At 71.4% G+C, this 23,484-nt stretch carries 25 protein-coding genes; 12 read left to right on the top strand and 13 right to left on the bottom strand.

Annotated elements, in window-relative coordinates; all coding sequences use genetic code 11:
• Window positions 1-40: 40 nt before the first annotated feature.
• From SZ60_RS08140 to SZ60_RS17670, 3 genes are read right to left on the bottom strand one after another with little or no spacing between them, the layout of a single operon-like run.
• Window positions 41-892 carry an SURF1 family protein gene (locus SZ60_RS08140; protein ID WP_043594995.1) on the bottom strand — a complete coding sequence of 284 codons (852 nt, stop codon included), beginning with the start codon at window positions 890-892 and terminating at the stop codon, window positions 41-43.
• Window positions 889-1,125, bottom strand: a complete 237-nt coding sequence (locus SZ60_RS08135) for a hypothetical protein (protein ID WP_043594994.1) — start codon at window positions 1,123-1,125, stop codon at window positions 889-891. The genes SZ60_RS08140 and SZ60_RS08135 overlap by 4 nt, the downstream gene beginning before the upstream one ends.
• Window positions 1,125-1,499, bottom strand: a complete 375-nt coding sequence (locus tag SZ60_RS17670; RefSeq protein ID WP_052505244.1) for a DUF3099 domain-containing protein — start codon at window positions 1,497-1,499, stop codon at window positions 1,125-1,127. Before SZ60_RS17670 ends, SZ60_RS08135 begins: the two co-directional genes overlap by 1 nt.
• A 205-nt stretch (window positions 1,500-1,704) precedes the next feature.
• On the opposite strand from SZ60_RS17670, the gene fabG reads away from it, so the two are divergent.
• Entirely contained in the window at window positions 1,705-2,415 is a 711-nt protein-coding gene (gene fabG / locus SZ60_RS08125; RefSeq protein ID WP_043594993.1) for a 3-oxoacyl-ACP reductase FabG, read from the top strand.
• A gap of 60 nt (window positions 2,416-2,475) precedes the next feature.
• Here the strand turns inward: fabG and serB are convergent, their stop codons facing one another.
• Both serB and SZ60_RS08115 read right to left on the bottom strand, forming a co-directional pair.
• A complete protein-coding gene (gene serB, locus SZ60_RS08120) occupies window positions 2,476-3,114 on the bottom strand; it encodes a phosphoserine phosphatase SerB (protein ID WP_043594992.1) in 639 nt (212 codons plus the stop codon).
• Window positions 3,115-3,167: 53 nt separating this feature from the next.
• Window positions 3,168-4,409, bottom strand: a complete 1,242-nt coding sequence (locus tag SZ60_RS08115; RefSeq protein ID WP_043594991.1) for a glucose-1-phosphate adenylyltransferase — start codon at window positions 4,407-4,409, stop codon at window positions 3,168-3,170.
• A gap of 47 nt (window positions 4,410-4,456) precedes the next feature.
• Between SZ60_RS08115 and glgA the strand changes: the two genes are divergently transcribed.
• The 3 genes from glgA to SZ60_RS08100 all read left to right on the top strand — a co-directional run bounded on the left by glgA (window position 4,457) and on the right by SZ60_RS08100 (window position 6,804).
• A complete protein-coding gene (gene glgA / locus SZ60_RS08110; RefSeq protein WP_043595086.1) occupies window positions 4,457-5,641 on the top strand; it encodes a glycogen synthase in 1,185 nt (394 codons plus the stop codon).
• 10 nt (window positions 5,642-5,651) lie between these two features.
• Complete coding sequence (locus tag SZ60_RS08105) at window positions 5,652-6,437, top strand: ABC transporter ATP-binding protein (protein WP_043594990.1); 786 nt, start codon at window positions 5,652-5,654, stop codon at window positions 6,435-6,437.
• A gap of 118 nt (window positions 6,438-6,555) precedes the next feature.
• Window positions 6,556-6,804 carry a type B 50S ribosomal protein L31 gene (locus SZ60_RS08100; RefSeq protein WP_043594989.1) on the top strand — a complete coding sequence of 83 codons (249 nt, stop codon included), beginning with the start codon at window positions 6,556-6,558 and terminating at the stop codon, window positions 6,802-6,804.
• Window positions 6,805-6,975: 171 nt separating this feature from the next.
• Here the strand turns inward: SZ60_RS08100 and SZ60_RS08095 are convergent, their stop codons facing one another.
• A complete protein-coding gene (locus SZ60_RS08095; RefSeq protein WP_052505248.1) occupies window positions 6,976-7,698 on the bottom strand; it encodes a 3'-5' exonuclease in 723 nt (240 codons plus the stop codon).
• A gap of 54 nt (window positions 7,699-7,752) precedes the next feature.
• Window positions 7,753-9,492: a maltose alpha-D-glucosyltransferase gene (treS, locus tag SZ60_RS08090; RefSeq protein WP_043594987.1), complete on the bottom strand. Its 1,740-nt coding sequence runs from the start codon at window positions 9,490-9,492 to the stop codon at window positions 7,753-7,755.
• Window positions 9,493-9,562: 70 nt separating this feature from the next.
• On the opposite strand from treS, the gene SZ60_RS08085 reads away from it, so the two are divergent.
• Together SZ60_RS08085 and SZ60_RS08080 are read left to right on the top strand one after the other, a co-directional pair.
• Window positions 9,563-10,468: an alpha/beta fold hydrolase gene (locus SZ60_RS08085; RefSeq protein WP_231567082.1), complete on the top strand. Its 906-nt coding sequence runs from the start codon at window positions 9,563-9,565 to the stop codon at window positions 10,466-10,468.
• Window positions 10,465-11,553, top strand: coding sequence for a glycosyltransferase family 1 protein (locus SZ60_RS08080; protein WP_043594985.1), 1,089 nt, complete (start codon window positions 10,465-10,467; stop codon window positions 11,551-11,553). Before SZ60_RS08085 ends, SZ60_RS08080 begins: the two co-directional genes overlap by 4 nt.
• Window positions 11,554-11,580: 27 nt before the next feature.
• Here SZ60_RS08080 and SZ60_RS08075 read toward each other — a convergent pair whose 3' ends face one another.
• Window positions 11,581-12,246 (bottom strand): histidine phosphatase family protein, encoded by a 666-nt coding sequence (locus SZ60_RS08075; RefSeq protein WP_231567081.1) that lies wholly within the window; start codon window positions 12,244-12,246, stop codon window positions 11,581-11,583.
• Between the two features lie 11 nt (window positions 12,247-12,257).
• Window positions 12,258-13,100 (bottom strand): NAD-dependent protein deacetylase, encoded by an 843-nt coding sequence (locus SZ60_RS08070; RefSeq protein WP_043594983.1) that lies wholly within the window; start codon window positions 13,098-13,100, stop codon window positions 12,258-12,260.
• Between the two features lie 103 nt (window positions 13,101-13,203).
• Here SZ60_RS08070 and SZ60_RS08065 point away from each other — a divergent pair, with 103 nt between their 5' ends.
• Both SZ60_RS08065 and SZ60_RS08060 read left to right on the top strand, forming a co-directional pair.
• Entirely contained in the window at window positions 13,204-14,031 is an 828-nt protein-coding gene (locus SZ60_RS08065) for an RNA methyltransferase (RefSeq protein WP_043594982.1), read from the top strand.
• Window positions 14,028-15,260 carry a D-alanyl-D-alanine carboxypeptidase family protein gene (locus SZ60_RS08060; protein WP_156155545.1) on the top strand — a complete coding sequence of 411 codons (1,233 nt, stop codon included), beginning with the start codon at window positions 14,028-14,030 and terminating at the stop codon, window positions 15,258-15,260. Before SZ60_RS08065 ends, SZ60_RS08060 begins: the two co-directional genes overlap by 4 nt.
• A gap of 84 nt (window positions 15,261-15,344) precedes the next feature.
• On the opposite strand, the gene SZ60_RS08055 is transcribed toward SZ60_RS08060, so the two are convergent.
• Window positions 15,345-16,133, bottom strand: a complete 789-nt coding sequence (locus tag SZ60_RS08055; RefSeq protein WP_043594980.1) for an SGNH/GDSL hydrolase family protein — start codon at window positions 16,131-16,133, stop codon at window positions 15,345-15,347.
• A gap of 22 nt (window positions 16,134-16,155) precedes the next feature.
• Between SZ60_RS08055 and SZ60_RS08050 the strand changes: the two genes are divergently transcribed.
• From SZ60_RS08050 to SZ60_RS08035, 4 genes are all read left to right on the top strand, one after another.
• Complete coding sequence (locus tag SZ60_RS08050; protein ID WP_043594979.1) at window positions 16,156-17,358, top strand: acyl-CoA dehydrogenase family protein; 1,203 nt, start codon at window positions 16,156-16,158, stop codon at window positions 17,356-17,358.
• Window positions 17,359-17,460: 102 nt separating this feature from the next.
• A complete protein-coding gene (gene dinB / locus SZ60_RS08045; protein WP_043594978.1) occupies window positions 17,461-18,744 on the top strand; it encodes a DNA polymerase IV in 1,284 nt (427 codons plus the stop codon).
• A 65-nt stretch (window positions 18,745-18,809) separates the two neighbouring features.
• Window positions 18,810-20,612: a DEAD/DEAH box helicase gene (locus tag SZ60_RS08040; protein ID WP_043595085.1), complete on the top strand. Its 1,803-nt coding sequence runs from the start codon at window positions 18,810-18,812 to the stop codon at window positions 20,610-20,612.
• Between the two features lie 18 nt (window positions 20,613-20,630).
• Entirely contained in the window at window positions 20,631-20,885 is a 255-nt protein-coding gene (locus tag SZ60_RS08035; protein ID WP_043594977.1) for a hypothetical protein, read from the top strand.
• On the opposite strand, the gene SZ60_RS16430 is transcribed toward SZ60_RS08035, so the two are convergent.
• The 3 genes from SZ60_RS16430 to SZ60_RS08020 form a co-directional block, all read right to left on the bottom strand.
• Window positions 20,834-21,400: a hypothetical protein gene (locus tag SZ60_RS16430; RefSeq protein WP_052505243.1), complete on the bottom strand. Its 567-nt coding sequence runs from the start codon at window positions 21,398-21,400 to the stop codon at window positions 20,834-20,836. The two genes, SZ60_RS08035 and SZ60_RS16430, sit on opposite strands and share 52 nt — an antisense overlap.
• 91 nt (window positions 21,401-21,491) lie before the next feature.
• Window positions 21,492-22,040 (bottom strand): adenylyltransferase/cytidyltransferase family protein, encoded by a 549-nt coding sequence (locus tag SZ60_RS08025; protein WP_369700699.1) that lies wholly within the window; start codon window positions 22,038-22,040, stop codon window positions 21,492-21,494.
• Window positions 22,041-22,078: 38 nt separating this feature from the next.
• Window positions 22,079-23,470, bottom strand: coding sequence for a hypothetical protein (locus SZ60_RS08020; RefSeq protein WP_197073524.1), 1,392 nt, complete (start codon window positions 23,468-23,470; stop codon window positions 22,079-22,081).
• Window positions 23,471-23,484: the final 14 nt, after the last annotated feature.

Raw genomic sequence — 23,484 nt, 5'->3', positions numbered from 1 at the left:
GGCCAGGCCCTGGGGCACCAGCGCCCGGCCGGTGGTCCGGTCAGCGGCGCGCGCCGTCGAGGATCTCGTCCTCGACGTCGTTGTCGTGGCGGGGCCGGGCGTCGCGACGACGCTGCCGTTCGGCCTCGCGCTCGACGAGTTCGTCGTCGTCGGCGTTCTGGTTGCGGTACTCCTGTCGGAAGACGTAGAACAGGAACCCGAAGGCTCCGACCGCGAACATGAGCCACTGGACGAAGTACGACAGGTTGAGCCCGGTGTCGATCTCGGGCTTGGAGGACGGCACGGGTGCCGTCGCCGGCGCGGGGCTCTCGCTGACGACCAGACCGTAGGCGCTCGAGTAGACGGGCTGCCCGACTCGCGATTCGACCTCGCTGAGTTGGATGGTCGCGATCTGGTTCGTCCCGGGAACGCCCGTCCGGTCGCCCAGCGCCGGCTCGCCCGGCTTCAGGCGTGCGATCACGGTGACGTCGCCCGAAGGAGGCGCGGGCACGACGTCGGGGGAGTCCTGGGCGTTGCCGGTGGGCACCCAACCGCGGTCGACGACGAAGATCTCGCCCTGGGTGGTGCGGAACGGGACGAGCACCTCGAAGCCGGGCTGCCCGTTGAGCGGGCGGTTGCGCACCAGCAACTCGTCGTCGGTGAGGTAGCGCCCGGTCATCTCGACCGGCTGCCACTCTTGAGCGGCGTCGTAGGACGACAGTTCGGGCAAGGCCTGCTGCAGGGGGATCGGATCGGCGTCGTAGGTCTGCTCGAGCTGGTGCACGACCGCGAGCTTCTCATCGTGCCGCGACCACTGCCAGTGGGCGAGGAACACGCAGATGATCGCGAAGACGACGGCGACGGCGAGGTAGCCCAGCCATCTGCGCGAGAGGGCGAAGCGGATGTTCGTCACCGCGCCTCCGTTCCGACCTGTTCGACGACCTCTGACACCCCCGTCACGACGACCGGGAAGTCACGTGCCTCGAGGAACTCACGCAGGAAGTCGACGTGCTCGTCGCACGCCGACCACACCTTGACCCGATCGATGCCATGGATCTTGGGGTTGCGCCAGTGGACATTATGCCGTGCCTCGGCTCGACAGGAGGCGCGAGAGCACTGCACGCCGACGGGATCGAGGCCGAGCATCAGGCGCTCCGCCGATCGTGATCCGCCTCGCCGGGCGCGTCATCGGACGAGGCGGCGGGGCCGGCAGGACCCGCGTCGCCGTCGACCACGGTCGGCCGGAACGGCGCCTGCGGCTCGCGGTAGAGCTCGATGCCGCCCGGGCTCTCGACTGCGTCGCCCGCCTCGTGGCCCACGTTCGCGAAGACGACGGCGATGTAGGGGATGACGACGGCACCGATGACGGGCAACAGGGTCCACCAGCCGAGGGGGAAGACGAAGCAGAGGGCGATGCAGACCAACCTGATGCCCATCGCCACCAGGTACTTGACCATGCGGGAGTGCCGGTCGTCGGTGGGGGAGGGCGGGAGGGATGTGATCGTGTTCGAGGCCTTCACGGGGCACACCTCGATGTCGGGAAGAGGGCGGACGCACCACGGACGGGTGCCGGACGGGACTCGGGCACGAGACGTCCGGGGGAGCGCCTCGATCCTATGACCCGGGTCCGACAGTAGGCTGGTCGGCGGCCTGCCGATCACAGGTTCGCCGATCCGCGCCGCGACCTCGCGGCCACCGTCGAGATCGCTCACGAGGAGACAACCCATGACCACGCCCCGCACCGTCCTCGTCACCGGCGGCAACCGAGGCATCGGCTTCGCCATCGCCGAAGAGTTCGTCGCCCAGGGTCACCGCGTCGCCGTCACGGCCCGCAGCGGGCGGGGCCCCGAGGGGACGCTCACCGTCGTCGCCGACGTCACCGACGCCGCGTCGATCGACGCGGCCTTCAGCACCGTCGAGGCCGAGCTCGGGCCGGTCGAGGTCGTCGTCGCCAACGCCGGCATCACGAAGGACGGTCTGCTCATGCGCATGACCGAGGACGACTTCACCTCGGTCGTCGACACCAACCTCGGCGGCGCCTTCCGCGTCGTCAAGCGGGCGTCCAAGGGCATGTTGAAGGCCCGCTTCGGACGCATCGTCCTCGTGTCGAGCGTCGTCGGTCTCTACGGCGGCCCGGGCCAGGCCAACTACGCCGCCTCGAAGGCGGGCCTGGTGGGCTTCGCCCGCTCGCTGACCCGCGAGCTCGGGGCCCGCGGCATCACCGCCAACGTGGTGGCCCCGGGCTTCGTCGAGACCGACATGACCGCCGTCCTGCCCGAGGCGCAGCAGGCCGAGTACAAGAAGAGCATTCCCGCCGGCCGGTACGGCACCACGGGGGAGGTCGCGAAGACGATCACGTGGCTCGCGGGCGACGACGCCGCCTACATCTCGGGGGCCGTGATCCCGGTCGACGGCGGCCTCGGCATGGGCCACTAGGTCCGACCACGCAGGAGGCGCGGGTCGTCCCCTCGAGGGACGCCCGCCTCCCGCCGCGGGTCAGCCGCGCAGTCCGAGCAGGGGCAGCAGCTGAGAGAGGTCGTTCGTCCCGACGACCACGTCGGCTCGCTCACGGACCCGCGGCTTGGCGTTGAACGCGACCGAGAGTCCCGCTACGGCCATCATCTCGAGATCGTTGGCCCCGTCGCCGACGGCGACGGTGTGCGCGAGGCCGACCCGCGCCTCCTCGGCCCATTGCCGCAGGGCGACGGCCTTGGCGTGCGCGTCGATCACGGGGCCGGAGACCCGTCCGGTCAGCCGGCCGTCCCGCACCTCGAGGCGGTTGGCCCGGCGGAAGTCCAGGCCCAGGTCGTCGGCCAGCGGGTCGAGGGTCTCGTGGAACCCGCCCGACACGACGCCGACGAGGCCACCCGCGGCGTGGACGCCGTCGAGGAGTTCACGGACGCCGCGGGTCGGCTTGATGCGCGAACGCACCTCGGCGAAGACGGACTCGGGCAAGCCCTCGAGCGTCGCGACGCGCTCGGCCAGGCTGGCAGCGAAGTCGAGTTCACCCGCCATCGCCCGAGAGGTGACGTCCTCGACGCGCTCTCGCGAACCGGCGGCGTCGGCCAGCAGCTCGATCACCTCGTCCTCGATCAGGGTGGAGTCGACGTCGAGGACGATGAGGAAACGCGGCACGCCGACAGCCTAGGGCCGTCGGCGCACCGCGCCTCTCGTGTGACCTCGGAGGACTACTGGTCGACGCGGACGCCCTTGCCGACCACCGTGATGCCGGACGGCGTGACGGTGAAGCCACGGGCCCGGTCGGCCTCGGGATCGACGCCGACGGAGGCCCCGGCCGCGATGACGACGTCCTTGTCGAGGATCGCCCGGTTGACGACGGCGTTCGGGCCGACGTGCGCCCGCTCGAAGACCACCGAGTCGACGACCCGCGAGCCGCTGTCGAGGGTGCACCAGGGGCCCAGGACGCTGCGCTCCACGTGCGCCCCCGAGAGCAACGAGCCCAGCGACACGATCGAGTCGATCGTCGTTCCGAGGTTGCCGTGGCCGTCACGGACGAACTTCGCCGGGGGAGAGTTGAGCTGCTGGCTGAAGATCGGCCAGTCGGTGTTGTAGAGGTTGAAGATCGGCAGGGCCGAGATCAGGTCGCGGTGCGCGTCGTAGAACGAGTCGATGGTGCCGACGTCGCGCCAGTAGTAGCGGTCGCGCTCGGTCGCCCCGGGCACCTCGTTGCGGTTCAGGTCGTAGACGGCCGCGTCGCCACGGGACACGAAGTCGGGGACGATGTCGCCGCCCATGTCGTGGTTCGAGTCGGGCTTCTCGCCGTCGCGCAGCACGGCGTCGATCAGGACGTCCGCGTCGAAGACGTAGTTGCCCATGGACGCGAGGATCTCGTCGGGGGAGTCCGGCAGACCCGTGGCGTCCGTCGGCTTCTCGAGGAACCGGCCGATGCGGGTCGGGTCGTCGGAGTCGACCTCGATGACGCCGAACTGGTCGGCGAGGGAGATGGGCTGACGGATGGCAGCCACGGTGACCCCGGCGCCCGAGGCGATGTGCGCCTCGATCATCTGGGAGAAGTCCATGCGGTAGACGTGGTCGGCGCCGACCACGACGACGATGTCGGGCTTCTCGTCACGCAGCAGGTTGAGGCTCTGCAGGATGGCGTCGGCACTGCCGGCGAACCAGCGCTTGCCGAGCCGCTGCTGGGCCGGGACCGAGGCGACGTAGGCGCCGAGCAGGCCCTCGATGCTCCAGGTCTGCGACACGTGGCGGTCGAGGCTGTGCGACTTGTACTGCGTCAGGACGACGATCTGCCGAAGACCCGAGTTGATCAGGTTCGACAGGGCGAAGTCGACGAGGCGGTAGTTGCCACCGAACGGGACAGCGGGTTTCGCGCGGTCGGCGGTCAGCGGCATCAGGCGTTTGCCCTCGCCACCAGCCAGGACGATGCCGAAGATCTTCTTTGATGCCATGGGGCCAGAATGGCACGATTCGCGGTCGCACGACTACGGTGAACCACGTGCGAGTCGATGTCATCACCAAGGAATACCCGCCCAACGTCTACGGGGGCGCGGGCGTCCACGTCGTCGAACTCGTCAAGGCCCTGCGTCAGGGCGTCGAGGTGCAGGTGCGGGCGTTCGGTGAGGTCGACTCCGAACCCGACACGACCGGGTACCCCGACCTCCCCCAGCTCGACCAGGCGAACGCCACCCTGCGCACCCTGGGAGTGGACGTCACCATGGCCCAGGACGTCGCCGGAGCCGACGTCGTCCACAGCCACACCTGGTACGCGAACGCGGCCGGCCAGCTGGCCCAGATGCTGCACGGCGTCCCTCACGTCCTGACGGCCCACAGCCTCGAACCGCTCCGGCCCTGGAAGGCCGAACAGCTCGGCGGCGGCTACCGCGTCTCGAGCTGGATCGAGCGCCAGGCCTACGAGACCGCCGACCGCGTCATCGCCGTCAGCGACGGCATGAGACGCGACATCCTGCGCTCCTACCCGTCGATCGACGAGTCCAAGGTCCACGTCGTCTACAACGGCATCGACCTCGAGGGGTGGCAGCGCGTCGACGACGCCGAGCTGGTCCGGGGCCTGGGCATCGACCCCGATCGCCCGTCGGTCGTCTTCGTCGGTCGAATCACCCGCCAGAAGGGCCTCCCGTACCTGTTGCGCGCGGCCAAGCTGCTGCCCGCCGACGTGCAGCTCGTGCTCTGCGCCGGGGCGCCCGACACACCCGAGATCATGGCCGAGGTCACGGGCCTGGTCCGCGAGCTCCAAGAGGAACGCACCGGGGTCGTCTGGATCGACACCGTGCTGCCCCGTCACCAGCTCAGTGCGGTGCTGAGCGCCGCCACCACCTTCGTCTGCCCGTCGGTGTACGAACCCCTCGGCATCGTCAACCTCGAGGCGATGGCCTGCGGCGTTCCCGTCGTCGGGTCCGACACGGGCGGCATCCCCGAGGTCGTCGCGGACGGTCTGACGGGCCGGATCGTGCCCCTCGACCAGGTGCAGGACGGCACCGGCACCCCGGTCGACCCCGACCGCTTCGTGGCCGACCTGGCGGCCACCCTCACCGAGGTCGTCTCCGACCCGGCACTCGCCCGCCTCATGGGACGAGCCGGCCGCATGAGGGCCGAAGAAGAGTTCTCGTGGTCGCGGATCGCCGAGCAGACGCTGGGGATCTACGAGGGACTGCTCAACTAGGCTGAGGACCATGCCTACCGTCCTGCAGCTCACCGATGTCTCGATCGTCCGAGGCGGCACCGCCGTCGTCGACAAACTGACCTGGACGGTCGACTCCGACGAGCGCTGGGTCGTGCTCGGCCCGAACGGTGCCGGCAAGACGAGCCTGCTGCAGGTCGCCGCCGCGCAGAGCCACCCGTCCTCGGGCGAGGCCAGCATCCTCGGCTCCGATCTCGGCTCCGTCGACCTGTTCGACCTGAGGCCGCGCATCGGCTTCGCCTCGACGGCCATCGCCCGGCGCATCCCGGCTAAGGAAAAGGTCGTTGACGTCGTCCTGACGGCCGCCTACTCGGTCACCGGGCGCTGGAACGAAGAATACGAGGGCGTCGACGTCCGTCGGGCGCACCGCGTGCTCGACGAGTGGAAGCTCGACCACCTCGCGGACCGTACCTTCGGCGAACTGAGCGACGGCGAGCAGAAGCGGGTCCAGATCGCGCGCTCGGTCATGACCGACCCCGAGCTGCTGTTGCTCGACGAGCCGGCCGCCAGCCTCGACCTCGGCGCCCGCGAAGAGCTGCTGCAGATGCTGTCGGGCTACGCCTCGTCCGAGGGTGCTCCGGCCATCGTCATGGTGACCCACCACGTCGAAGAGATCCCCAAGGGATTCACGCACGCCCTGCTGCTCGACCACGGCTCCGTCGTGGCCGCCGGTCCGCTCGACGAGGTCATCACCGCCGAGACCCTCGGCGCGACCTTCGGCGTCGAGCTGCGGGTCGAGTCCGACGGGGGCCGGTACTCGGCCCGCGCGGCCGGCTGACCCGCGCCTCCTACGATCCGGGCCGTCGGTCTGGTATCGTTGACAGCTGGTCCGCAGCGTCGCTGCGCGTGCCTCCTGAACTCACCATCATCACTCGTTCGCTAGACCTAGGACAATCATGAAGACCGACATCCACCCCGAGTACAAGCAGATCGTCTTCCGGGACCTCGCGTCGGGCGCCACGTTCCTCACGCGCTCCACCACGACGAGCGACAAGACCATCGAGCTCGACGGTGAGACCTACCCGGTCATCGACGTCGAGATCTCGTCCGAGTCGCACCCGTTCTACACGGGCAAGCAGCGCATCCTCGACTCGGCCGGTCGCGTCGAGAAGTTCAACTCGCGCTACAAGAACTTCGGCAAGTAGGCTTCGGCCCGCAACCCCGTCAGAGGCGGTCCACTTCGGTGGGCCGCCTCTTTCGCGTACCCGGGCGGACACGCCTCGGGTGGGGACGCCCCGGGTGGGGACGCCACGGCGGGTCACGTGGAGAGCACGAGAGGCCGGGTGGACCCGAGGGGACTCGGGGCACGACCCCGTTCAGGCGAACGGGAGTGGGCGGTGCGGCCAGTCACCGTGAGCGGTGAAGGTGGGGTCTTTCGCACGGCGCATGTACTGCTGGAAGCTCTCGGCCTGGGTCGAGCACCACCCGACCTGGAGGTCGTGCAGCTCGGTGACGGGCACGTCGAGCCGGTCGGGGTACCGCTTGGCCATGGCCTGGGCAACGCGACCAGCGGCGATCGCGTCGGCCCCGGCGTCGTGGGCGTCGTCGAGCGAGACGCCGTAGACGGCTGCGGCGGCCTCGAGGGTGCGTTTGCCCTTGCGGTAGGTGTCGACGGCCTTGTCGATGACGAGCGGATCGACGACGCAGCCGATCTCGCCCACCTCGCCGAGAGGTTCGACACCGTGGCGGCGGGCCTCACGGTCGAGCAGCGTGAGGTCGTAGGGCGCGTTGTAGACGACCAACGGCACGCCGCGAGCGAAGACGGCACGGATGGCCGCGACGATCTCGGCCACGACCTCGGCGGCCGGTCGCCCCTCGGCTCGGGCCCGCTCGGTCGAGATGCCGTGGACGGCGCTGGCCTGCTCGGGGATCTCGACGCCCGGATCGGCCAACCACTCGCCGTGCGCGACCGTCGCACCGGTGGCGTCGATCAAGCCGACGTGGGCGGTCACGATGCGGGCCGTCTCGACGTCGATGCCGGTGGTCTCGAGGTCGAAGACGCCGAGCGCCTGCCACCAGGCGGCCGGCGGCTCGCCCACGGCCGCGAGGTCGGGAGCGGTGCCGGTCGTCTCGGTGTCAGTCACCCTGCGAGTTTAGGAGGCGCCACCGACAGCGGATGCCGCCGCAGCAGGCACGTCGCCGACGTGCAACCAGAAGAACGCCTGCGTCCCGAGGGTCAGCGTGACCTTCCCCTCGTCGTCGAACGAGGGGAACTGCGCTCCACCGAACAGGTCGAACAACGTGCGTCCGGCGAACTGCGGGGCCACGATGTCGACCGAGGTCGGGTTGTGACCGAACGAGAAGACGCAGAGGATGTCCTCGGCCGAGTCGCCGAACTGCGTCCCCGCCCCTTCGTACGAACGGACGAACGACAGGACGGACTCCTGGTTGGTCTCGAGCACCTCGAGGGTGCCGAGGCCGAAGGTCGGGTGGGCCTTGCGCACGTGGATGACGTTGCGCACCCAGTGCAGGAGCGACCGTGACTGCGCCAGCTGGCTCTCGACGTTGACCAGGTTGTAGTTGTAGACGAGCGACTGGACAACGGGCAGGAAGAGCTTGCCCGGGTCGGCGGTCGAGAAGCCGGCGTTGCGGTCGGGCGTCCACTGCATCGGCGTGCGGGACGAGTCGCGGTCCGGAAGCCAGATGTTGTCGCCCATCCCGATCTCGTCGCCGTAGTACAGGAACGGACTGCCGGGCAGCGAGAAGAGCAGCGCGTGGACGAGTTCGAGTTCGGCGCGCGAGTTGTCGAGCAGAGGAGCGAGGCGACGACGGATGCCGATGTTCGAGCGCATGCGGGGGTCGTACGCGTACCAGCCGTACATCGCCTGCCGGTACTCCTCGCTGACCATCTCGAGGGTGAGCTCGTCGTGGTTGCGGAGGAAGACTGCCCAGGCCGCGCCCGGGGGCACCTCGGTCGTCTCGGAGAGGATGCGCTTGAGCTCGTCGGCGCTCTGGGCGCGCAGCGAGTAGAAGATGCGGGGCATGACCGGGAAGTCGAAGGCCATGTGGCACTCCGGCTCGTCCTCGGTGCCGAAGAACGCCGCCGTCTCGGCGGGCCACTGGTTCGCCTCGGCGATGAGCACGCGACCGGGGAACTCCTCGTCGACCATGGCGCGCAGACGCTTGATGAACTCGTGCGTGGCCGGTTCGCCCTCGCCGTTGCCCTCTTCGGTCTCGAACAGGTACGGGATCGCGTCGAGGCGGAGCCCGTCGACGCCCATCGCCAGCCAGTGACGGACGACGTCGAAGACCGCCTCCTGGACGGCGGGGTTCTCGAAGTTGAGGTCGGGCTGGTGCGAGAAGAAGCGGTGGAAGAAGAACTGACGGCGTACCGGGTCGAACGTCCAGTTGGACTCTTCGGTGTCGACGAAGATGACGCGGATGTTCGAGTACTCCTCGTCGGTGTCGCGCCAGACGTAGAAGTCGCCGTAGGGACCCTCGGGGTCTTCGCGGCTCTGCTGGAACCACTCGTGCTGGTCGCTCGTGTGGTTGAGGACCATGTCGATGACGATGCGCATGTTGCGCTCGTGCGACTTGGTCACGAGGTCGCGGAACTCGTCGAGCGTGCCGAACTCGGGCAGGATCGCCTTGTAGTCCTGGATGTCGTAGCCACCGTCGCGCAGGGGCGACTGGAAGAACGGCGGCAGCCAGAGGGCGTCGACGCCGAGCCACTGCAGATAGTCCAGACGGGTGAGCAGACCTTGCAGGTCACCCGCTCCGTCGCCGTTGCTGTCGACGAACGACCGCACCATCACCTCGTAGAACACCGCCCGGCGGTGCCAGTTGGGGTCGAGGGTCAGTCCGGGCTGCTGGATCGGGGCAGTGAAGCTCACCCGCCCACCCTACGGGCGCGCGACCCGGGGCGCGCACTCCGCCCAGCGCGTCGCTCGTAGACTCGGGCGCGTGATCGTCCGACCCCCGCGCGTGAAGTCGCCGTACCGTGCCCTCCTCGACGCCCGACCGGTGCGCGACGACGTCGTCGAGGTCGCCGGCAGCCTCACGCGGTACTGGACGTACGAACCGCCAGAAGGGCAGGAGGCGCGGGTCACCGTCGTCGCGGTGCACGGCTTCCGGGGCGACCACCACGGTCTCGAACCGGTCGTGGCGCACCTCGACCACGTGCGGGTGGTCATGCCCGACCTGCCGGGCTTCGGCGAGTCGACCCCGCTGGACGGCGAGCACAGCGTCGCGGCGTACGCGGGCTGGCTGACCGCGTTCGTGGCGACCCTCTCGCTCGGTGACGACGTCGTGGTGCTGGGGCACTCGTTCGGCTCGATCGTCACGTCGGCCGCGGTGGCCGACGGGCTCCGCGCCTCCCGGCTGATCCTGGTCAACCCGATCGCCGCTCCCGCCCTGCAGGGCCCGCGCGGCGTCGTGACGCGGCTGGCCGTCTTCTACTACTGGGCCGGCGCGGCCCTGCCCGAACGCGCCGGTCAGCAGGTGCTGCAGAACGCCGCCGTCACGCGGATCACCAGCCTCGCGATGGTCAAGACGCACGACCGGGCCCTGCGCCGGTGGATCCACGACCAGCACGACAGCTTCTTCTCGCGCTTCTCGGACCGTCGCGTGGTGCTCGACGCGTTCCGCGCCTCCGTCTCGAGCGACGTGAGCACGTACGCGGCCCGCGTCGCGGTACCCACCCTGCTGATCGCCGCCGACCGCGACGACATCACCGCCCTGCCGGCACAGCACCGGCTGCAGGCACTCTTCCCCGACGCGACGCTCGACGTGATCGAGGGGGTCGGTCACCTGATCCACTACGAGAAGCCGCGCCAGGCCGCCGCCGCGATCGGGGCGTTCGTCCGATGAGGATCGTCGTCGACTGCCGGTACGTCCGTGTCGGACGCCACGACGGCATCAGCCGGTTCAGCGCCGGCGTCGTGTCGGCCCTGGCCGAGCGCCACGCGGTGACGATGCTCGTCAGCGACCCGCGTCAGCTCGACAAGCTGCCCGACCAGCCGCACCTGCTCGTCAGCGCGCCCACGAGCGTCCTCGAGCCCCTCGTGGCCCGGCAGGTGAACCGGCTGCGTCCCGACGTCGTCTGGTCGCCCATGCAGACCATGGGCTCGGCCGGGCGCCGGTACCCGCTCGTGCTGACCCTGCACGACCTGATCTACTACACGAACCGCACGCCACCACCCGAGTTCGCCCTGCCGATCAAGCTGCTGTGGCGGCTGTACCACCTGGCCTGGTGGCCGCAGAGGGTGTTGCTGGACCGAGCCGACTCGGTCGTCACGGTGAGCCGTACGACCCGTGACGAGATGCATCGCCACCGGCTGACCCGGCGTCCCGTGACGGTGGTGTACAACGCGGCCGACCCGGTCGACGCGGTCGAGCCCCGCACCGCACCCGCGCGGCGCGACCTCGTCTACATGGGGTCGTTCATGCCGTACAAGAACGTGACCGCGCTGGCCAGGGCACTGCCGTTGCTCGACGGGTACCGACTGCACCTGATGAGCCGGGTGTCCGTGGCCGAGCGCGCCTCCTTGGCGGCCCTGGCGCCCGCCGGGGCGCTGGTCTTCCACGACGGGGCGAGCGACGACGAGTACCGCGAGACGCTGCTCGGTGCGACGGCCGTCGTGACGGCCTCGCGGGCCGAGGGATTCGGCATCCCGCTCGTCGAGGGCATGGCGCTCGGCACGCCGGCCGTGGTCAGCGACATCCCGATCTTCCGTGAGATCGGTGGCGACGCGGCGCTCTACTTCGACCCGTCGTCGCCTGCGTCGATCGCCACCGCCGTCCGTCGGCTCGAGGGCGAGTGGGAGGCGCGCTCGGCCGCGTCGGTCGAGCAGGCCGCCCGGTTCAGTTGGCGTGACTCGGCCGACGTGCTGCTGCGCCTGCTGGCCGACGTCGCCGCGGCGGGCAGCCACCGACGTCGACGCTCGGGACGCTGACGCCCCGGTCACCGACCGGACGGGCGCTCAGGCCGGATCGGCCGCGTCGCGCTCGAGGGGGTTCTGGTACTCGAAGGAGTAGGTGCCCGGGCGTTCGGACTCGACCTCGATCGGGTCGTCGAACTCGCGCAGCGTCAGGGCGTCGCCCGCGAACTCGAACGAGTGGATGGACCCGTTGCGGATGGGCACGCCGAGGTGCGCGTCGGTGTCGGGGGAGACGTGGTTCACCACCGCCCGGATGACCGCGCCGTGCGTCGCGACGACCACGGACGCGCCGTCGCCGTACCGGGCGGCGATCGCGGCGAGGGCGGGCAGCACCCGCGCGACGAGGGCCCCGCGACTCTCGCGGCCGGGCACCGGGGTGCCCGTGGGGAACCGTGCCTCGACCTGCTCGCCGGTCAGGCCCTCGGCGTCGCCGTAGCGGCGCTCGGCGACCTCGGGGGCGAGCTCGGGCGCGGCCAGGCCCAGGCGCTCGGCGATGATCGACCCGGTCTCGGCCGCCCGCGAGAGAGGGCTGGCGACGACGGCGTCGAACCGGCGGCGCGCGAGCAGGTCGCCCGCCTCTCGGGCCTGCGAGCGACCGAGGTCGTTCAGGGGGATGTCGGTGGAGCCCTGGATGCGTCGGGCGCGGTTCCAGTCGGTCTCGCCGTGGCGGACCAGGTACAAGAGCGTCATCGTTCCTCCGGTGGGCACGGCCCGGGAGGCTACGCGCCCAGGTGCTCGGCCAGGGCCGTCAGGGTCTCCGACGTGCCGGCGTCCAGCTTAACCGTGGCCCGAGAGTCGCCCTTGGTGACGCCCCGGTTCAGGACGACCACGGGCAGCTTGCGGCGCGTCGCCTGGTCGAGCAGGCGGATGCCGCTGTTGACGACGAGCGACGAGCCGGCGACGAGCAGCGCTTCGGCGCCGACGACCATCGAGCGCGCCTCGGCGAACCGCTCGGTGGGCACGAACTCGCCGAAGAACACGACGTCGGGTTTGAGCAGGCCGCCGCATACCGTGCAGGTCGGCACGACGAACGCGTCGATGTCGTGCACCTCGACGTCGCCGTCCGGCGCGAGCCGCACCTGGTCGGGCTCGTCGATCCAGGGGTTCTCGGCGGCGAGGCGGGCCGCCACCATGTCGCGGGCGAACGCCTGCCCGCAGGTGAGGCAGACGACGCGGTCGACGGTGCCGTGCAGGTCGACGACCCGGCGCGACCCGGCGCGGACGTGCAGGTTGTCGACGTTCTGGGTGATGACGCCGTTCGTGACGCCGGCGGCCTCGAGCCGGGCCAGCGCGCGATGCCCCTCGTTGGGCCCGGCGGCACGGAAGGACTTCCAGCCGAGGTGGCTGCCGGCCCAGTAGCGCTTGCGGTAGCTCTCGCTCGAGAGGAACTGCTGGAAGGTCATGGGATTTCGTGGCGGAGCACCCTCGCCCCGGTAGTCCGGGATGCCCGAGTCGGTGCTGACCCCCGCCCCGGTGAGCACGGCCACGCGGCGCCCGCGGAGGGCCTCGACCGCGGCCTCGAGGGCCTGCTCGTCGGTGGGGGCCGCGGGGGCGTTCGACACGGGTGGGGCTCCTTCGGGTGCGGTGACGCTAGCCTAAACGCGTCCCCCTCCGATTCGATTCCAGCGGTCGCCCGTCCGCCGGGGCCGTCCCCCGTGGAGCACCGTGCACGTCACCCGCATCACCGACCTCGACCACGAGGCACTCGCCGACTACAACCGGCTCACCGACGTCGCCCTGCGGCGCGTGTCCGAGCCCGAGGGCGGGCTCTACATCGCCGAGTCGACCAAGGTCATCGAACGGGCGCTGCGAGCGGGCCACGTGCCCCGGTCGGTGCTGATGACGGACCGCTGGCTGCCCGACATCGAGCCCCTCGTGGCCGACCACGAGGGCGAGATCTTCGTCGGCGACGCGGCCCTGCTCGAGACCCTCACCGGCTACCACCTGCACCGTGGCGCCCTCGCCGCCATGCACCGTCCCGAGCTGCCCACGGTCGAGTCGGTGCTCGACGGCGCGCGGCGCGTCGTCGTGCTCGAGGACATCGTCGACCACACGAACGTGGGCGCGATCTTCCGCGCCGTCGCGGGCCTGGGGGCGGACGCCGTGCTCATCACCCCGCGCTGCGCCGACCCGCTCTACCGCCGCAGCGTCCGCGTCAGCATGGGCACCGTCCTGCAGGTCCCGTGGACGCGTTTCCCCGAGTGGCCGGCCGGTGCCGAGTTGCTCCGTGAGGCGGGGTTCGAGGTGGCCGCCCTGGCGCTGAGCGACGACGCGGTGACCCTCGACTCCTACGCGGCCGCGCCTCCTGGCCGCGTCGCCCTTCTGCTCGGCACCGAGGGTGACGGACTCAGCCGTGCCGCCCTGCAGGCCGCCGACACCGTCGTCACCATCCCGATGCTGCACGGCGTCGACAGCCTCAACGTGGCCGCCGCCTCGGCCGTGGCCCTCTGGGCCCTCCGCGTGCCGGCGGGCGGGTCCGAGGCGGTCGCGTGACCGGCGTCGACGGGCGTCGTCGTCCGGGCGTCGTCCGGAGGCGCGTGGGCGTGATCGCGCTGCTCGCCCTGATCGTCGCCGTCGGCGGGTACGTCCCCCTCGCCCTGCTCAGCCCGCTGGCACCCGCCGCGGCGGACGTCGCCGCCTACACCGCGCCGGCCGAGGCGAGCCCCGATCTCACCTTCCCCTCGTACGGTGCGACGGCGGTCGAGGCGACCGGCTGGGACGACAGCCTCACGACGAGCGGCGACGAACGGCCCCGCCCGATCGCGAGCATCAGCAAGGTGGTCACGGCCCTCGTCGTCCTCGACGAGAGACCGCTCGACGGCGGCGACGGTCCGACGTTGACCTTCGGCCCGGCAGAGGCGGCCCTGGTCGACGCGTACCGGGCGCAGAACGGCAAGGTGGCACCGATGGCCGCCGGGCAGGCCCTCACCGAACGCCAGGTGCTCGAGGTCATGCTCATCGAGTCCGCCAACAACTACGCCGAGGTGCTGGCCCGGTGGGCGTTCGGCAGCGACCAGGCCTTCGTCGACGCCGCGCGGGCCTGGCTCGCCGACCACGACCTCACCTCGACGACGCTCGTCGAGCCGACCGGGCTGTCGCCGCAGAACACGAGCACCTCGACCGACCTGATCGAACTCGGGCGGCTGGCCCTGGCCGACCCCGACGTCGCCCGCACGGTCGGCACGGCGACGACGACCGTGCCCGGCATCGGCGAGATCAGCAACAGCAACGAGCTGCTCGGGCTGGACGGCGTCGTCGGCATCAAGACGGGCACCCTCGACGAGGCGGGCGCCTGCCTGCTGTTCGCGGCGGACTACACGATCGGCGGTCGGCAGGTCACGGTCGTGGGCGCCATGCTCGGCGGCGTCGACCACGACCAGCTGGACCGCGACGTGCAGGCCCTGCTCTCCAGCGTCGCCGACCGCTTCCGGACCGTCACGCTGACCACCCGCGGTGACGCCTTCGCCGACTACGACCTGCCCTGGGGCGACGCCGCCCGTGCGGTGGCCGCGGAGGACGCCAGCGTGCTCGTCTGGGGTGACGAGACCGTCGAGGCCTCGGTCGAGACCGACGACGTGGGGGCGGCCCCGGCCGGCACCCGCGTGGGTGACGTCACGTTCACCGTCGACGGAGAACGGCACGTCGTGCCCCTCGAGCTCGACACGACCATCGGCGAGCCCGGGGCGTGGTGGCGACTGACGCACCCCGACGAGGTGCTCTGAGACGACCGTTCGCACGGCGACCCGTCGCACGGCGACCCGTCGCACGGCGACCCGTCGCACGGCGACCGCCCGGACGCCGACCGGTCAGACGTCGTCGCGATGGACCATCATGACGGCGTCCGGACGCTTGGCCTGGACGAAGTCGCCCGACGACTGGTGTCGGATGCGACGCACGACCCAGGGCACGAGGTACTCGCGCGCCCAGCCCATGTCGTCGGCCCGGGCGCTGCGCCACGGTCGGCGCTCGAGCGGCTCGGGTGCATAGGGGGCGAGGTCGTTCTCGACCGCGAGGGCCTGCAGGACCATCCGTGCGATCGTGTGGTGGCCGAGGGGGCTGAAGTGCAGCCGGTCCGGTGCCCACATGCGTGGGTCGACGAGCTGACGCAGCGCCCACATGTCGGCGACCACGGCGTCGTGCCGCAGCGCGATGGCGTGGACGTGCTCGTTGTAGATCGCGACCTTGCCGCGCAGGCGACCGAGGACCGGGGTGAGGCCGATGTCGGGCCCGGTGAAGACCACGACCGTGGCACCGTCGGACCGCAGTCGTGCGACCAGCCCTTCGAAGCCCGCGGCGACCTCGTCGGGGTCGGTGCCGGGGCGGATGATGTCGTTGCCCCCGGCCGAGACCGAGATGAGGTCGGGCCTCAGGGCGAGCGCGGCCTCGGACTGCTCGTCGATGATCTGTTTCAACAGGCGGCCCCGGACGGCGAGGTTCGCGTAGGCGAAGTCCTCGGTCGAGGCGCCCAACACCTCGGCGACGCGGTCGGCCCAGCCCCGGTGGCCCCCGGGGGAGCGCTCCTCGGGGTCGCCTATCCCCTCGGTGAACGAGTCGCCGAGGGCGACGTAACGGGACCACGGGTGTTGCTGACTCATGCGACCAAACTACTCTCGACGCGTGCCCGCACCGAAGCCCGCCCCCGCGTCCGACCCGACCCGCGCCTCCTGGTCGCCCGACGAGCTGCTGCCCGACGGGCTGCTCGAACGCTTCCGGGGGCGGGCCGCGGGCCACGACCGCGAGAACACGTTCCCCCACGACGACCTCGCCGAGCTGCGTGAGCGCGGCTACCTGCGGGCCTTCGTCCCGACCGACCGAGGAGGCGCGGGTCTCGGACTCGAGCAGGTCGCGTCCCTGCAGTCGCGCCTCGCGACCGCGGCCCCGGCGACGGCGCTGGCGGTCAACATGCACCTGGTCTGGACCGGGTGCGCGGCCGTGCTGCACGCCCGGGGCGACGACTCGCTCGACCTCGTGCTCGAGGACGCCGCCCACGACGAGGTCTTCGCCTTCGGCGTCAGCGAGCCCGGCAACGACCTCGTCCTGTTCGACTCGGTGACCTCGGCCGACCCCACGGGCGACGGCGGCTACCGGTTCACCGGCACGAAGGTCTCCACCTCGCTCTCGCCGGTCTGGACGCGCCTCGGCGTCTTCGGACGGGACGACTCCGACCCGGACTCGCCGGCCCTCGTCCACGGGTTCGTGCACCGCGACCAGCCGGGCCACGCCTCGCTCGAGGACTGGGACACCCTCGGCATGCGCGCGACGCAGAGCCACACGACCCGGCTCGCCGGCGTCGAGGTCCCCGCCTCGCGCATCGTTCGTCGACTGCCCGTCGGCCCGAGCGCCGACCCGTTCGTCTTCGCCGTCTTCGCCGTGTTCGAGACGACCGTCGCCGCCGTCTACCGGGGACTCGCCCGCCGGGCCCTCGAGCTCGCCGTCGAGTCGGCCCTCGGGACGACCTCGAGACGCGCCGGGGGAGCGGCCAGGGCGCTCGACCCGGTCCTGCGGTGGCGCGTCGCCGACGCGGGGCTGGCGGTCGACGGGCTCGAACCCCAGGTGGACCAGATCGCGCGGGACGTCGACGCGCTCGTCGACCACGGTGCCGACTGGCCGAGGCTCGTGCTCGGGCTCAAGACGCGCGCCACCGAGACGGCCCGCGCGGTGGTCGAGCAGGCGGTCACCGTCGCCGGGGGTTCGTCGTACCGGTCGTCATCCGAGCTCGGGCGCCTGCAGCGCGACGTCCTCGCCGGACGTTTCCACCCGTCGAGCACCGACTCGGCGCACGCCACGATCGCGGCGGCGCTGCTCGGACCGGGGGCCTGACGGGCTCGCACGCCCGGTCGAGGCGGGACCCGTCACCCGGGCGGCCCGGGGGGCCGCGTCCCGGGCGACGCCGATGTCGGTGGCTCGTGTGAGGATGCTCCGGTGAGCAAACAAGACGGCAGCGGGCGACTCGTCACCACGGTGCCGACGGACGATGCGACCGCACCGATCTTCCACGTCGACATGGACGCCTTCTTCGCCTCCGTCGAACTGCTCGACCACCCCGAGTTGCGGGGGCGACCCGTGGTCATCGGGCACCGCTCCGACCGTTCGGTCGTCACGGCCGCCACCTACGAGGCACGCAAGTACGGGGTCAACTCGGCGATGCCCATGGCGATCGCGTTGCGTCGCTGCCCTCAGGCGGTCGTGCTCGAACCGCACTTCGAGAAGTACCAGCACTGGTCCTCGCGCGTCATGTCGATGTTCGACGACGTCACGCCACTGGTCGAGCGCCTCGGCATCGACGAGGCGTTCCTCGACGTCAGCGGGTCGATCCGCCTCATGGGCTCCCCGTTCGAGATCGCCACGGCACTTCGTCGTCGGGTGCACGCCGAGACCGGCCTGCACTGCAGCATCGGTGCCGCGTCGACCAAGTTCGTCGCCAAGCTCGCCTCGAGCGTCGCCAAGCCCGACGGGCTCCTGCTCGTGCCGCACCGTCACACCCTGGCCTTCCTCCACCCGCGGCCGATCAGCGCTCTCTGGGGGGTAGGGGGCAAGACCGAGCAGGTGCTGCTCGACCGTGGCCTGCGAACGGTCGGCGACGTCGCCGCGGCCCCCCTCGACATGCTCGTCCACGCGGTCGGGCCGGCGGCCGGCGCGAAGCTGCACGACCTGGCGTGGGGCCGCGATCCCCGCAGCGTGCACACCGAGACGGCCGAGAAGAGCGTCGGCAACGAGAACACCTTCGGCACCGACGTCGTCGACCCGGTCGTCGTCCGACGCGAACTCCTCCGCTTGAGCGACAAGGTCGGCACCCGCCTGCGGGCCGCGGGCGTGAGCGGCCGCACGGTCGTGCTCAAGCTGCGGACCACCGACTTCGTGACGATCACGCGGTCTCGGACGCTCGCCGACCCGACCGACCTCGGTCGCCGCATCTACGACGAGGTCGTCTCCCTCTACGAAGCCACGGGGAAGCAGCACGAACGCATCCGGCTCGTCGGCGTGCGCGTCGAACAGCTCAGCGAGGGGACGGGCGGTGATTCGCTCGGCCTGTGGGACGACGACGCCGACTGGCGCGAGGCGGAGTCGACCATGGACGCCCTCCGGGCCAAGTTCGGGTCGGCCATGCTGACGCCCGCCTCGCTGCTCGGCGCCTCGCGACGTCGACCCGGCACCTCCGGTCGAGATGCCGGTGCCGCGTCCGTCGACGACGCCGGTCGAGGGTAAACTCGGTTCGAGTGAGCACCGCCAACGCATCCGACCCCGCCGGGGGTGAGCAGCACCTCGACGGCCTGTCGTCCGACCCGCTCGACGTCGGCGTCTCGGCAGGCAACTCGGCCGCCGAACATCTCTCGCCCGCGTTCCCCGAGCGGGCCGCTTGGGGCACCGCCAGCAAGTTGCGCGCGTGGCAGGCCGACGCCCTCGAGCTGTACTTCTCGACGATGCCGAGGGACTTCCTCGCGGCGGCCACGCCGGGCGCCGGCAAGACGACGTTCGCCCTCCGCCTCGCGACCGAGCTCCTGTCCCGCGGCGAGGTCGACCGTGTCGTGGTCGTCGCTCCCACCGAGCACCTGAAGCGCCAGTGGGCCGACGCCGCCGACCGGGTCAACCTCCGCCTCGATCCGATGTTCAAGAACGCCGACGGCACGTTCGGGCGGCACTACCACGGCATCGCCGTCACCTACGCCCAGGTCGGCATGAAGCCCGAGGTGCACAAGGCCATCACGACGGCCGGTCGCACCCTCGTGATCCTCGACGAGGTGCACCACGGCGGCGACGCGCTCAGTTGGGGCGACGGCATCCGCGAGGCCTACACGGGCGCGACCCGCCGCCTCTCCTTGACGGGCACCCCGTTCCGGTCCGACACGGCACCGATCCCGTTCGTGCAGTACGCCCCCGACGAGCACGGCATCCGCACCTCGAGGGCGGATTACTCCTACGGCTACGGTCGCGCCCTCGCCGACGGTGTCGTGCGTCCCGTCCTCTTCATGGCGTACGCCGGGCAGATGCGCTGGCGCACCCGGATGGGCGACGAGATGAGCGCATCCCTCGGCGAAGCCGTGACGAAGGACATCACGGCTCAGGCCTGGCGCACGGCGCTCTCACCCCAGGGCGACTGGATCCCGGCCGTCCTCTCGGCGGCCGACAAGCGTCTCACCGAGGTGCGCCGGGGCGTTCCCGACGCCGGCGGTCTGGTCATCGCCACCGACCACACCGCGGCTCGGCAGTACGCGGCGGTGTTGCAGAAGCTCACGGGCGAGCGCCCGACCGTCGTCCTGAGCGACGAGAAGGCCGCCTCCGACCGCATCCAGGCCTTCTCCGATGGTGACAGCCGCTGGATGGTCGCCGTCCGCATGGTGTCCGAAGGCGTCGACGTCCCGCGGCTCGCCGTCGGCGTGTACGCCACCTCGGCCTCGACGCCGCTCTTCTTCGCCCAGGTCGTCGGTCGGTTCGTCCGGGCCCGGCGACGGGGTGAGACCGCATCGATCTTCCTGCCGAGCGTGCCCAGCCTGATGGCCCTGGCCAACCAGCTCGAGCTGCAACGCGACCACGCGCTCGACCGGCCCACCGACGCCGACGACGGGTTGTTCGCGCCCGAGGAAGACATGATGGCCGCGGCCAACCGCGACGAGAAGGCGTCGAGCCTTCTCGAGCAGCAACCGTTCGAGGCCCTCGACTCGCAGGCGTCGTTCGACCGGGTGCTCTACGACGGAGGCGAGTTCGGCACCGGAGGCGAGATCGGCAGTCTCGAAGAACTCGACTTCATCGGCATCCCCGGTCTGCTCGAGCCCGATCAGGTGCGCGACCTGCTGCGGCAGCGCCAGGCGACCCAGGCACGACGGGCTCCGAAGACCGGGTTGCCGACGACCGTTCCGGTCGACGAGGCCCGGCCGCTCTACCAGACGATCAAGGAGCAGCGGCAAGAGCTCAGCAGGCTGGTGTCGATCTGGTCACGTCATTCGAACGAGCCGCACGGGCTGATCCACGCCGACCTCAGGCGCATCAGCGGGGGGCCGTCGGTCGCCCAGGCCAGCACCGAGCAGATCCAGAAGCGCATCGACGTGCTGCGCGGTCGCCTCGGCCAGCGCGCCTGACCCGGGTACGATCGACCGATGCTCGACGAGAACGTCCCCGATCGGTGGACCGTGCGCGCCGATCCCGAGGCGGCCCCCGAGGCTGTCGTCGAGCGTTTCGGCGGCGGGTACCGGCTCAGCCGGTGGAGTCCGACCGACGCCGAGCCGGCCCGACTGGGCGTCTACACGTCCCCGGAACTCGCCGAGACCGCCTGGTGGCGCCTCGTCGACCGCGAGCAGGGTCAGGGCAGGCGGACGATGTCGACCAGGCGGACGGGGCTCGAGGACGCCTGAGGGACACCACCCCGTGCTGTGCGTCCGCCCGTTCCACGGCCCGCGTCGAGCACGGACACGCCGTCGTCGCCGCACAGCAGGACCGGTCGGACCTCGAACGGTCGTCCTCGACCGAGCGCCCGGAGCCCTTCGGCCCACCGTCGATCCGAAGGACCGCACGACGCGGCCCCGACCCTCTCGAGGACGAACGCCACGGTCCCGGCGCCGAACTCCGTGGCGACGGCCGCCAGGGCGTCACCGTAGTGGTCCAGGGCGGAGGTGTCGGGCACCTCGGGGATGCCCTCGAGCGGCACCATGAGGGGCAGGGGGACGTCGTCGTCGTCGAAGAACAACGTCCAGAGCTGCCGACGCACCGCCACGGGGACGATGGCCTCGACGTGCCGGACGAGGTCGGCGACGTCGCGGACGGGCGCGTGCGGATCGACGGCCCGTGCCGGGTCGCACTCGTCGCGGGCCCCGATCCCGTCGTCGGGCGGTCGGGCGGGGGTGGTGTCGAGGACCGAGGTGAGTGTCATGGATCGAGCATCTCGGGCCGCCACGACGCTCGGTGGGTTCTCCCCAGTCGCCACCGTCGTCGACGGGCGATGCCGGGCTGGGGAGGACCGGTCAGCCCTGGAGCCGGACGGAGTCGCCGACGGTGACCGGTTCGGCGCCGTGGCCCGGTGCACCCGAGAGGGCCCGGAGCGCGCGACGGAGGACCGTGCTGGACGTGCTCATCGTGTACGGGAAGTAGACGACCTCGACCCCCACCTCCCCGAACTCGCGCTCGAGCCGGAGGCCCTTCTCGGTGCCCCGCCAGTCGTCGCCCTTGAAGAAGACGTCGAAACGCAGCTCGCGCCAGACGTCCATCTTGTCGGGCACCGTCTCGGCGTGGACGCCGTCCACGACGTCGATGTGACGGACGATCTCGAGTCGTTCGGCGAGGGGGACGACCGGCGAGATCCCCTTCGTCACCTGCAGCATCTCGTCGGACACGACCCCGGCGATGAGGTGGTCGCACTGCGCGGACGCGTGCCGCAGCAGGTTCAGGTGGCCGATGTGGAACAGGTCGAAGGCGCCGGCCGCGTAGCCGACCCGGCCCGCGCCTCCTCGTCCTCTCCCGACCTCGACGGGGTCGAGGGCGAGGCCGGTGGCGGGGGTGGGGATGACGTCCACGGGTGTGGTCCTCTCGGAGGGGTGCTGCTCGGGTGTGGTCACGACAGGGCACCGGGCCGGCGTCGGAGGCGGGGGAGGTCCTGGAGCGGACGGGTCCCGCCGGCGTGGTCGACGAGGTCGGCGATGCTGAAGGAAGGGGCGGGTTCCGCGACCGGCTGGCGGATGTCGTCGTCCAGCCAGGTGGCACGCACCAGGACCCGGCGCCACGGGGGCACACCGGTCAGCACGACGCCCACGGGCTGGACGTCCAGGCTGAGCAGTTCGGCGCTCAGGCTCCGGAGGGACTCGGCGGTCGTGACGCCGGACCGGACGACGAGCAGCACGCCGTCGACCTCGTCGGTCACGCTGCGCAACGCGAGCGGGTGGGAGTCGCTCGAAGCCTGCACGACGGACACGTCGTAGTCCTCCCGGAGGGCGGCGAAGAACGCGTGGGTCCCGGAGCGGACCAGATGACGGGACGACGCCACGACCCCGTCGGGCACCGGCACGCGGTCGTATCCGTGCCGATCGGCCTCGACCTCCTCGGGCACGGCGCCGACGGGCACCGTCGAGGGGCGGGACAGGGTGCGGGTGTCGAAGTCGGACTGGACCAGGGCGCAGGTGGCGCCGAGCTCGACGACGGCGCGCGCGAGACCGCCGTCGACGCCGACCGCCTCGCGGACCGAATCGGTCCGTGCCAGCAGGAGCGTGGCGGGCAGTGCGCCGCCGCGCAGTGCCCGCGTGTTCTGGACGATCTCGCGGAGGGCCGTGCGGGTCCGGGCGGACGAGACCCCGGTGACCGGGTCGTCGCCGTGTCGGAGGGCCCCCGGGAGCTGTCCCACGACCGGGAGCCCCGTGATCCGGCGGACGTCGTCGACCGAGTCGACCGTCGGCCGGGCACGGGAGAGGACGAGCGCGCCCGCGAGGCCCACGGCCAGACCGGCCAGGAGTCCCGAGAGCATCGTCAGCGCGAGGCCCGGTTCGTCAGGCGTCGTCGGCACGGCCGCGGGGGAGGTGAGGTCGAGCGCGACGGTCCGACCGTCCGGATCGCCCTGGGACTCCACGCGGTCCACGACCGCCGTGAGGCTCTCCGCGACGTCGTCGGCCAGCGAGGCCGCCTCGTCGGGCGTCCCGGCCGTCGTCTGCACGCGGAGGACGGCGGTGCCGCCCGGGTTGACCACCGAGACCCGTTCGGCGAGTTCGTCGACGGGCACGCCGAGGTCGGCGGCGACCGGCCCGAGGACCTCGGGGCTCGTACCCAGCTCGGCGTAGGACGCCACGCGCTGCTGAGGGAACTGCCCTCGGGCCGCGAGGCCCGATCCCGGGGACTCGACGCGGACGAGGAGGGTCGCCTCGGCGCGCCAACCTGCCGGAGCTGCTTGCGACGCGCCGACGCCGGCGGCCACCCCCAGGAGGGCCGCCACGCCGACGAGCGCGGCATGGCGTGACACGGCCCGACCGAGAC

Source organism: Frigoribacterium sp. MEB024 (assembly GCF_000878135.1).
GTDB lineage: Bacteria > Actinomycetota > Actinomycetes > Actinomycetales > Microbacteriaceae > Frigoribacterium.
The sequence above is the reverse complement of the archived record's forward strand: the minus strand, read 5'-3'. Positions and strand labels throughout refer to the sequence as shown.